General features: G+C 40.6%; 6 protein-coding genes and 1 CRISPR repeat array. Of the genes, 4 read left to right on the top strand and 2 right to left on the bottom strand.

Annotated elements, in window-relative coordinates; translation table 11 throughout:
* Window positions 1-2,307: direct repeats of the CRISPR family, unit length 28 nt; unit sequence CTTCACTGCCGAATAGGCAGCTTAGAAA.
* Window positions 2,308-2,592: 285 nt separating this feature from the next.
* The 4 genes from csy1 to cas6f are packed head-to-tail and all read left to right on the top strand — an operon-like array spanning window position 2,593 to window position 6,469.
* Entirely contained in the window at window positions 2,593-3,933 is a 1,341-nt protein-coding gene (gene csy1, locus DK415_RS01505) for a type I-F CRISPR-associated protein Csy1 (RefSeq protein WP_109432129.1), read from the top strand.
* A gap of 9 nt (window positions 3,934-3,942) precedes the next feature.
* Entirely contained in the window at window positions 3,943-4,902 is a 960-nt protein-coding gene (gene csy2, locus DK415_RS01500; protein ID WP_109432128.1) for a type I-F CRISPR-associated protein Csy2, read from the top strand.
* Complete coding sequence (gene csy3, locus DK415_RS01495) at window positions 4,902-5,906, top strand: type I-F CRISPR-associated protein Csy3 (RefSeq protein WP_109432127.1); 1,005 nt, start codon at window positions 4,902-4,904, stop codon at window positions 5,904-5,906. Before csy2 ends, csy3 begins: the two co-directional genes overlap by 1 nt.
* Before the next feature lie 2 nt (window positions 5,907-5,908).
* Window positions 5,909-6,469 (top strand): type I-F CRISPR-associated endoribonuclease Cas6/Csy4, encoded by a 561-nt coding sequence (cas6f, locus tag DK415_RS01490; protein ID WP_109432126.1) that lies wholly within the window; start codon window positions 5,909-5,911, stop codon window positions 6,467-6,469.
* 46 nt (window positions 6,470-6,515) lie between these two features.
* Here cas6f and cas3f read toward each other — a convergent pair whose 3' ends face one another.
* The gene (cas3f, locus tag DK415_RS01485; protein WP_109432125.1) at window positions 6,516-9,809 is read right to left on the bottom strand and encodes a type I-F CRISPR-associated helicase Cas3f; all 3,294 of its coding nucleotides are present in this window, start codon (window positions 9,807-9,809) and stop codon (window positions 6,516-6,518) included.
* Window positions 9,806-10,771: a type I-F CRISPR-associated endonuclease Cas1f gene (gene cas1f, locus DK415_RS01480; RefSeq protein ID WP_109432124.1), complete on the bottom strand. Its 966-nt coding sequence runs from the start codon at window positions 10,769-10,771 to the stop codon at window positions 9,806-9,808. The genes cas3f and cas1f overlap by 4 nt, the downstream gene beginning before the upstream one ends.
* Window positions 10,772-11,047: the final 276 nt, after the last annotated feature.

The following is an 11,047-nucleotide window of genomic DNA, read 5'->3' as shown; positions in this document are numbered from 1 at the left end:
CTTCACTGCCGAATAGGCAGCTTAGAAATTACAAACTGATAGAGGTTTGTTGCAATAAAGCTTCACTGCCGAATAGGCAGCTTAGAAACAAACTGTTAAGCCCAAGTCCTCGCACATATACTTCACTGCCGAATAGGCAGCTTAGAAAAAAATCAGGAAGATTTAAAACCAATATCCATGCTTCACTGCCGAATAGGCAGCTTAGAAATAAGGAAGAAATATGACAGATAAAGCTAAGAGCTTCACTGCCGAATAGGCAGCTTAGAAATTGTGAAATTTTTCTAAAAATGCCGAGTTATTCTTCACTGCCGAATAGGCAGCTTAGAAATTACCGCCGGAAAGGCAACCTGATTTTTCTTCCTTCACTGCCGAATAGGCAGCTTAGAAAGTAAGGATCAGGCGATTAAATTAGATTATGAGCTTCACTGCCGAATAGGCAGCTTAGAAATTACAAACTGATAGAGGTTTGTTGCAATAAAGCTTCACTGCCGAATAGGCAGCTTAGAAAGGCTTATATTAAACTCGATGCAGAAGGAAAACCTTCACTGCCGAATAGGCAGCTTAGAAAGTATCTGTTTTTGTCCATCCTCCAAGCTCCTGCTTCACTGCCGAATAGGCAGCTTAGAAAAGTTTTGACCGGCATTTAACATCGCCGCCTTACTTCACTGCCGAATAGGCAGCTTAGAAATAATGAAACGGAATTAAATTACGCCTTATTACCTTCACTGCCGAATAGGCAGCTTAGAAAAAGAGCGCCCGGTAACAGCAAAAGAAAGCAAACTTCACTGCCGAATAGGCAGCTTAGAAATTTTAAATGACGTTTACGGGGTGTTTAAAAGTCTTCACTGCCGAATAGGCAGCTTAGAAACACACCGATTAAATCGCTCACCACCGCTTCGCCTTCACTGCCGAATAGGCAGCTTAGAAATGCCCAATCCAGGTGACTTGGTGCAATTTCGCCTTCACTGCCGAATAGGCAGCTTAGAAATTTTTCCTCGATTGAGTATTTGCGGATGATTTCTTCACTGCCGAATAGGCAGCTTAGAAAATGTTTTAAGGACAACTGGCGGAGTGACCAACCTTCACTGCCGAATAGGCAGCTTAGAAAGCTTGCCCTGATTAATCAATTTTCCGTTTTCCTTCACTGCCGAATAGGCAGCTTAGAAAAACTGCCATTACATTCAAGTTTTATAACCTCACTTCACTGCCGAATAGGCAGCTTAGAAACGGCAGCGAGACTAAGAAAGTTTATTGCGCCACTTCACTGCCGAATAGGCAGCTTAGAAATGCATTAGCCGCCATGTTTGCGGTTTTTCCGACTTCACTGCCGAATAGGCAGCTTAGAAAAAGTGTCCGAATGGACAAAACAACGTGATCGCCTTCACTGCCGAATAGGCAGCTTAGAAAAATACAGGCTATCGGTCGGCAGCAACCAATACCTTCACTGCCGAATAGGCAGCTTAGAAAATTATCTAACAAATTTTGCCGGGTAAGCTCTGCTTCACTGCCGAATAGGCAGCTTAGAAAAGTGGGCTCGGCGGATATGAGGGCGGGGGGATCTTCACTGCCGAATAGGCAGCTTAGAAAATTTTAACTGAGTGATATTTGACATTCTCAGCCTTCACTGCCGAATAGGCAGCTTAGAAAAAAATGACTTATCATCAGGTATGACGGCTCCACTTCACTGCCGAATAGGCAGCTTAGAAATCTTGAATGCCATATTTGCGAGCTATTATATACTTCACTGCCGAATAGGCAGCTTAGAAACTCACCCAAAGGGCTTAGTAAAGATTCTTAGCCTTCACTGCCGAATAGGCAGCTTAGAAATGCATGAGCCGAATTTCTTCGTATTCACTTAACTTCACTGCCGAATAGGCAGCTTAGAAAATTTGCGATCTTATTTGTTTCATACAGCCTCCCTTCACTGCCGAATAGGCAGCTTAGAAATCTGAAAAAAGAGCCTCCGCAAAGTTCTCTAACTTCACTGCCGAATAGGCAGCTTAGAAAGACAAAGTAAAGCATTATTGTGGCGAGAATGTCCTCACTGCCGAATAGGCAGCTTAGAAATAATGCACGTTCAAATAACGCCAATTGAAGGCCTTCACTGCCGAATAGGCAGCTTAGAAAAAATAAAGTTTTTCAGCCATTTATCACCCCGCCTTCACTGCCGAATAGGCAGCTTAGAAATGATTTTCAGCGGTACGTTAGCTTGGATTATACTTCACTGCCTAATAGGCAGCTTAGAAATGCTCGGCGTTTTGCGGTACCAGTACAACACTCTTCACTGCCGAATAGGCAGATAAAAACGCCTAAAAAACTGACCGCACTTTTTCTCACAACAAAATCAAAGATGATAAAGCTACACGTTTAATGTCTGAAAAGTAAGTTTATTGCTATAATCATAAACCTACTGAACAAGTAGCTTAGAAAATAGGTGTTTATTTGAAACTTTAACTGCCGAATAGGTAGAGCTATATATAACAAATATAAATAATTTCGTGATCTCACTCACAACTTTAAAATCACATGATTGTTTATCGATATATTAAGCATACAATAAAATTTAAAAATAAACCCCTATGGATAAATAAAATGATAACTAAAACAAGCATAGTAAAAACTATCCGACAATTTCTTGTTGAACAAAATCATAAGAAATCAGAAGCCGATAGGAAAAAACTAGAAAATGCCAATCTTTCAGATAAAGAGGAATTACTAAAAAAAATTGCCGACTACGACGAAAAATATCGTTTTGATGTTTGGATTCCAAATGCGGCGCTTGTTTTAGCAAAACAGCTTTATTTTGGAACGCATATTTCTCGAGGCATTCATTCTTCCTCAAAAGGAGACAACGTAAATTTTCAATCTGCTCCGACGCTTCCTCCTGAACTTGTCGGTTCGCAATTAATCCCTAAATTAGAACTTGATGCAAATGGAAACGCGGCGGCACTTCCTTTGGCCGGTTTCTTTAATATTATTCTTGATGCAGAAAAAGGGGTTACACTGAAAGAATTGCTACTCACCGATGATCCTCGTCTCGAAGGCTGTTTTGCAGATGATCCGGAATTATCGAATCAATATAAAGTCTGCTTTCAAAATGCCTTAAAAGGTGATTTAACAAAACCTAGTAGCGATGAACGTAATAAACAAATTTTATGGGTCAATAATCCGGATCCCCAAGAAAATAATTACACCTGTCTAGTGCCCTTATACCCTTCTTCCCTAACAAATTATTTTTATAATAAAATCAATCAACTACGATATTCTGATAATAACAAATTGGCATTAACCAATCGCTATAAGCAAGATACAAAACAACTTTCATATACAACATTAAAAAATATAGGAATGACTATACTTGGAGGTAGCAACAACCAAAATGTAGGGCTATTAAACGTATCTCAAAAAGGCCGACATTATCTACTACCTTCCCTTCCCCCAATTTTTAAATCGCGAGAACAGATACGCTTAACCGAAAAACAAACGACAATCTTTAACCATCGTTTAGCTTATGCTTGTCGTGAGGGCTTTAATCTGTTGTATGAAGTTGTTGAGGCGGAAAAGAATATCTATCCGGAAAGAGACAAGCGCAAGTTTGCACTGGAGTTAATTGCACAAACGGTTTTAATGCAGGTTGAGCGTATTCAAAAAACCCATCCGGCAGGTTGGAGTAAAGACTATTCGCTCAACGAATATCAAAAGTACTGGTTAGATCCAGGTCGTGCCGAACTTGATGGTGAAGAGATCTTCCGACAACACGCTGAACAAGATAATTGGAGTGCTGAAATCATTCGTCAATTTGCGCTGTGGATTAATGCTTGCCTAAAATGGCGTTTCAAATCCATTCAACAAGATTTTGCAACACCGGAATACAACCAATGGTGCAGAGATATGGAACAAGCCATTGCCGCACAAGCCCGCTTAAACAAATAAGGATCCAATATGAACGCTGATTTTTATCTGGTTTTCAAACACATTAACATTCAGTCCGCCAATGCCATTTCGGGTCCTTTAAGCTATGGTTTTCCTGCCATCAGCGGATTTGTCGGTGCAATACATGCATTGAGCCGTAAATTCAATGGCGAAGCGCTATTAAATGGCGTCATGATTGTCTGCCATCATCATGAGTTGCAGGCTTATCAATCCACTTTATTTTCCGACCGCACTTTTATTCAAACCCGCAATCCAATAAGAAGAAATGGAGAAACGGCTCCGATTATTGAAGAAGGCAAAGTACATTTAAACGTTTCTTTGGTCGTTGAAGTACGAATTCCCGACAGGGCACTTTCTCGTCACATAAAAAATGACGCCGATTGTGATGAAGCCAAAGATTTCTTATCAAAGTGCAAAACACAGCTTATGCAACAACGGATTGCCGGCGGTTCCGTTTTCAGTATTGAAGACGTTCAGTTACATCATATTGAGGAAGAATGGATAATCAAAAGCCAATTACTTCCGGGATTTGTGTTGGTGGATGCGCAAGCCGAACTGATTGAAATCACAAAAGAATTGCAACAAGGCTTGAAACAAGGGGACTTCGTTATTTTAGAGGCGAAGCCTGACAGCACCGCATTAGATGCATTGATCGAAACAGCAATGTTACACCATATTCCCAATCACCCGGATGCCAAAGCAAATGAATGGCAAAGTTACAGCATTAAACAAGGCAGAGGTTGGCTTGTGCCAATACCTGTGGGCTATCAAGCAATTTCACCTATGTTTGATGCTGGGCAACTACAACATTGCCGTACTCTCGAGTATCCAAGCCAATATGTGGAAACCTTATATAGCTTAGGCAAATGGGTTTTCCCACTTAATTTACCGCAAGATTTATCCCGCTGTTTTTGGCGCTATATCGAACCTAAAAACGGCTTATACCTCATTTCACAAGGAGACCAATAATGAGCAAATCAAACACAACCCCAAGCGTACTCGCATTTGAACGCAATTTAGATATTTCCGATGCATTTTTTACGCAATGTAACAGCCAAGATAAAAATCCGGTTGAAGAAGCCGTTAAAATTCGTGAAAAGTCCGTTCGCGGCACCATTTCTAATCGTCTTAAAAATACTCTTACGAATGATCCAGCCAAATTAGATGCGGAAATTCAAAAACCTAATTTACAATGCGTTGATGTCGCCATGTTAAATGCTCAAAACGATATGTTGGTTGCGCGTTTTTCCTGTAAAGTCTTGCCTTTTAATGGAACTCCTTGTGTTTGCAACGATCAAGGTTATCAGGATAAAGTGATTAAAACCGTACAAAGTTATATTGAAAATCAAGGCTTTTCAGAACTTGCCAAACGCTATGCTACCAATATTGCCAATGCCCGTTGGTTGTGGCGCAATCGAATGAATGCGGAAAGCATTAAAATTGAGGTAGAATTTAATGACAAAACGCTTACTTTCGATAACGCTAAAGTCCTTTCATTAAATCACTTTGATGATGAATCCGTCGAACTCAAAGCACTTGCCAATTTCATCGAGTTAGGATTAAGCGGCAAACAATTTGTAATTTTAAATGTCACGGCTTATGCCAAAATGGGTTATGGACAAGAAGTTTATCCGTCACAAGAGCTTATTCTTGATTCCAACAGTCGCAAAAGTAAAACACTCTACAAAGTTGAAAATGAAAAAGCGGCCATGCACTCGCAAAAAGTTGGCAATGCTATCCGCACTATTGATACATGGTACAAATCCGATGCCGAATTCCCAATTCCGGTGGAACCTTATGGTGCGGTCACCAATTTAGGCACGGCGTTTCGTCAACCAAAAGAAAAATTGGATTTTTATACTTTATTTGATAATTGGATCCTCAATGATAAAACGCCTGAGGTTAAACAACAGCATTATGTCATTAGCGTACTTATCCGTGGCGGTGTATTTGGTGCAAGCGGTAAGGAATAAGCATGACACAAACCCACTACATTGAAATCAGAGCGATTCCGCAAGTGGATATGTTGCAAACAGAAGTCATTAGCTTCTGTTTGCAAAAACTCCACCAAATTCTACCGCACTTTGAAGGCAGAATCGGTCTTGCGTTTCCTGCTTATGGTAACGATAAGACCCTCGGCGGCATTATTCGCATCTTCGGTTCAGAGAATGATTGCGGTTTTATTTATTTTAAATTGCAAGAACTGCGCGACTATGCACTGATTAGTGAAAGCATGCAGATTCCGGAAAAGGTCAGAAGCTACCGTGTTTATCAACGTGTTCAGTCGAAAGGACAAAGTGCCCTTCGACGGGCGGAAAAACGCTTAAAGGCACAAGGTAAATGGAGCGAAGAAGTACGACAAAATATACTGCAAAAACAAGCGACTCAACGTGTCTATCCACACGCACATTTGAAAAGTAGCAGCACAAAACAGCAATTTATTTTAGCCATAAAATCCGTCTATAAAGCAAAATCCGTCGAAGGATCTTTTAGTGCCTACGGTCTAAGCCAAACGGCCACTGTGCCGCATTTCTAAAAATATAGCCTGTTTAAATTCGTTTTAAACAGGCTAAAAACTTACTTTAATCCTCCCGCCAGAATCCTAAGGTTTCGTTAAAACACCACTGCGCCGTGTTTTCGTCTAAAGTGACTGTAGCGTATTTTAATGCCGTAAAGAGTAAACTTTCCTCTCTCAAATTCTCAGCCAACTCACTTAATGCAAGCGGCAAAGGCATATCTAACCAGGTTTTAACAAAATCATTTTTCACGTTTAATGCCTGATAGCGGAATTCCGGTAAAGCATCTTGCGGGTTATCCGGCATATCCCATGCGCGTTCTTGTTCTCGAAAATAGGGTATGCCGTCTTCATCCAATAAACAGACAATATTTCTCTGCTTGCGTGATTCTCGAAAACGGCTCATAAGCGCTAAATTAGCGGTAAACCGATTACTCAATGTATTATCCCAATATGCATTTACACAATTTGTGTTGGGATTATTCAGCAAATCTGCCGTGACTTGATGTTCTAAGTCAGCCAAACAAAAGTGCGGTCGAAAATCCGATCGTTTTATAATACGAGGCAACGAGTCAATTCGTTCAAGTTGCTCTACTGGAATCAGTTCTTCCGTACAGTGTGTTTCTAACGGATGCTGTTTATCCTCAAATCCCGGCTTCTTAAAAATCTCCCCTGTTTGCCCGGCTAAACCGCGCCAATTTGTTGGAAGTAAAGCAATATTAGGTTGCTCTGCGACTTTATCAGGACGATGTCGCCAAACACGCCCAGCAAGCTGAATAATAGAACGCATAGAAGAAGGATCGACAATCGCCCAATCGTAATCGTGATCTCGTCCTACTTCCGTCACAGGACTCCCCAGTACAATAAATAACTGATGTTTAGCTTGAGATGTCGCCACGGCAGCCATCACTTCAGGTTGGCTAAAGATTTTTCTACTATCCGTACGATTTAAAATGCGATCAAGTTTTTCTTCTAACGTTGAGCGAAGAATCAATAATTGTTTAGAGTGATAACAACATAAATGGATTTGATAGTCCTGCCACTCCGGTTTCATTTCTAATTGAAAAAGTTGCTTAGCAATCGGAATCATCGGTTTGATATTGGCAAAACGGATTAACCCGAAGCTAATTTGTTTTTTGGTCACTGAATCGTATTCACCATGAATATTATGCAAACTAATGGCTTGCTGCACTAAATGCTCTGCTAGAGTTGATACATCAAACAATTGATTTTCAATTTTCTTTAATGGTGGCAAAGACATAATTTGTGCTTTTCTACGTACCGATACTTTACGTAGTTTATCCGCGCGTTGTTGGACAAATTGTTGATGTGCTGATTCAAACGCCTCAAGATCTGCACAAGTCACCGATTTTTGTTTAAATTCATCAAACCAAGCACAACAAATTGCCTTTTGATTAAGTCCTTGTTGACGATTATAAATTTCCCGTCCTGATTGATATGCGCGGAATAAACCGGCAATAAAATCAGGTGTCAGCGTTGCTGAAGACAGCAAAATGCGGGAACCAAACAAACCGGCAAGATGTACTAAACGAGAAAGCGCCGGTAAATCCTCTTGGTTAAAATCGTCCGGTTCATCCAAAATTAAATCTGAAGTCAGTAAACGCAACATCGGCACAATATATTTGCCGCCGCGTACCGTTTCGCTCGCTCCCATTAAATGATCGACAGTACAAGTAACAATTGGTGCATAAAATAATTTTCGAGCCTTAGGATCTTGCAAAACCGCTGCAAATTTTTCATCTTCAAGAGCAGACTCAATAAAATCGGCACCGTAAACTTCATTTTCCTCAAATTCAAGTCGAGCAGATTCACTGCCATCATTTTCCTTTGTTTGTTGCAATTCATATAGTTTTCGTACCGCACTTCCGCCGACCAAAACGGCTAATGCCTCCTCGGTCAAACTTAATTTCTGTTGTAACGCCTGCCCTGTTTGTAACGTTAAAACCCGCAAACCTAATGCCGCGGTAAAACGCGCCCCCTTTTGCGGATCAGCCAGCGCATACATAATGCGTGCATTCCCCAAGGTTTTACCGCAACCGGTACTGGCTAAATTCACAGAAAACATACCGCACTTTTCCGTATCATCACGAATGGTTTTCGCTAAATCAAATGCCGCATTCTGCCACTGAAAACGTGAAATAGAAGTGCGTTTTACAAAAGGCTTATGCTGTTTCACGGCAGGCAATTCTGCCTTTAATTTAGGCAATAAGCGTGAAAAATAAACTGCCGTTTTACAAACGCCAAGTAAGTGCTCATCCAATGCCTGTCTCGCCTGGTGGTTTTTATCCGTATTCGCAATGAGTTTGTAGTTAAAATCTTTGTCACCTAACGTTATATCCGCCGGTAAAGAAGAGTAATGATGATCCCCTACCATCAAACATAAGCGGGTCACCAACAAAAAAAAGGGATCAGAAAAATCCATAGTAAGTAATGTCGGATGGTTCAATGCCTTTTTCGCCCAACGACTCATTGTTTTTTGCCAAGACCGACTGTCCGTCGCCAAAAAATCGAATTGCCAAAATTGCTTTTTATTGGGATGGGTACTTTTCTCGTTTTTTACCCATTGATCGGTGGGATAGAGTTGATGTTGATAAAAATTTTCCCATTTAGCGTCATCTAGATAAACGCTCTTTTGGTTTCTTACATTTAATTCCCTACTTACATCACTAAAAAATGGCAAACGATGGTGCGAGGTGATTAACCAAATCAATGTTCTTGCCAGAGGAGGTAAATGACTAAAATCCGCCTTATTCACGATTTTAGGTTCATCAATATTGAGTACATCCAACCAATTTTCTTTATATTCCGACCAGTTTGCTAAACGCTCCAGCCATTCTTGATCTGTCTGACAACCGGAAATCATCGCTTCAAATAAGCGAGCTGAAATCCATTCATGACGAAAATAATCCGCATGAGAAAATGCCTGAGGTTTCAATTTCAACTGAAAAGCTTTATTAGCCTTACCTAAGTCGTGCAATAACGCGGCAAGTGCGCTCATAATTTGGATTGAATACGCATGTAACCAGCCACCTTCATCCTCCGTTCGTAAAATATTGCGTTTGGTTCGATTTGTCGGTACGCGACCTTCCGCATTAAATTGTGATTTATCGCCAACAATCCAAAGTAATTCCGTTAAATTTTTACCATGCGTCCAATAACACGCGACTGCCGTATTTTTGCGCGCGGTTTGTCGTAGCATTTTATGGAGCGTGTCCAGTCCTGCTTGAGTTATCGGCGTTTGCCATACACGATCACCGCAACGTTCGGCAAATTGATCTAAAATGCGACGGGTTTCCGTTAACGCATTTTTCTGACATTGACTAACCAGCAAAATGTTCATTTCGTGCCCCCCTGAGCAGCCAGTTGTTTCAACCCATCAATGATCAAATCTAACGCTTCAAAACGGGAAAAATTTTCAATGCAGGTTTGGCGAAATTCTTTTTCTGTATCGCCATTTAATGAAGAAATAAAGGCTTGTGGCAAAATCATAGCATCCTTAATCATATCCGCAGCGTCAAATACCAAACCGCCACGGCGTGTTTTTCCGTGCAACACAGCCAAACCGTGTGGTAAACCGAGCACCCAACAGGCTGTTGCACCCAGTCCATATGCTAAATAATTGCCGTGATCCAACAATTGATTGGTTAAATCAATGCTGTTGCCTCGCTCACTACGCACAAAATTCGGATCACGAAGCGTAAAATAATTGGCTAATTTATACACTTCTTTCGTAAAACGACCCTCTGCCGCTAATAACGCCTGGCTATTCACTGCCTGTTGAAATTCAACTTGAAATTTCTGAATGACAGCATCCAGTATGTCCAAATCAAACTCCCAATCTAACTTTTCCCAACTTCTTCGCAAAATTTGCAATCTGATATGTTGCAATGATTTAGCAATTAACAAACGTTTTGTGTCATCAAACCAAAAAGCACACCATTGCTGTAAATATTCCACTGGTCGATACTCACTTTGTGGGCTAAAGAAATCACAACCGATTTCAGCCTCAGTCCCATTAAATAATGGCGTACCTCCACCACTACAAAAACCCACCATCACTCCTGCTTTGGCAAGCTCTCGCATCGCGGCTTGTGTAATAGAAGTTCCACTTCCTAGCAATAGGCACGTGGTGTTAGCAATAGGAATGTTCCAATACAAGGATTCATGGCCTTGATCGGTCACATATTCCACCCGTCCACCATTGAGTAAAACTCGACAATGTTCTAAATAGTACAAGTTAGCCCGTTTAGAATGCAGAATTGTTTTAAGATCGGAAGAAGGAATATAAGGGGTTTTAGGCATGAAATTGCTCCTTACATAAGATGAAATTTGTCAAAAATGCTACTGCTGATATATCAAGATGATCAAGGCATTTCTTATTTAAAAAAGAAATTTTCTTTTATTTTCATTATGTTCTCACTATACACACCAAGCTCATCAACATGAAATAAACTTTTTAACCACATCGTTAAATTTCACTTGATCGCTATATAATAATTTGTATAATGAAATCGTTTTTATTTAAGATAGTCGTCATTCTTAAACACAGTGGCCGGTGCAAACACTCCCCCACGTCTT

This window comes from Aggregatibacter segnis (assembly GCF_003130075.1).
GTDB lineage: Bacteria > Pseudomonadota > Gammaproteobacteria > Enterobacterales > Pasteurellaceae > Aggregatibacter > Aggregatibacter segnis_A.
This window is presented reverse-complemented; position numbering and strand designations above follow the sequence as displayed.

What these genes read in the sequence shown, in the direction of transcription:
- csy1 (WP_109432129.1), top strand. Translation starts at nt 2,593, where the DNA reads ATGATAACTAAAACAAGCATAGTAAAAACTATCCGACAATTTCTTGTT.
- csy2 (WP_109432128.1), top strand. Translation starts at nt 3,943, where the DNA reads ATGAACGCTGATTTTTATCTGGTTTTCAAACACATTAACATTCAGTCC.
- csy3 (WP_109432127.1), top strand. Translation starts at nt 4,902, where the DNA reads ATGAGCAAATCAAACACAACCCCAAGCGTACTCGCATTTGAACGCAAT.
- cas6f (WP_109432126.1), top strand. Translation starts at nt 5,909, where the DNA reads ATGACACAAACCCACTACATTGAAATCAGAGCGATTCCGCAAGTGGAT.
- cas3f (WP_109432125.1), bottom strand. Translation starts at nt 9,809, where the DNA reads ATGAACATTTTGCTGGTTAGTCAATGTCAGAAAAATGCGTTAACGGAA.
- cas1f (WP_109432124.1), bottom strand. Translation starts at nt 10,771, where the DNA reads ATGCCTAAAACCCCTTATATTCCTTCTTCCGATCTTAAAACAATTCTG.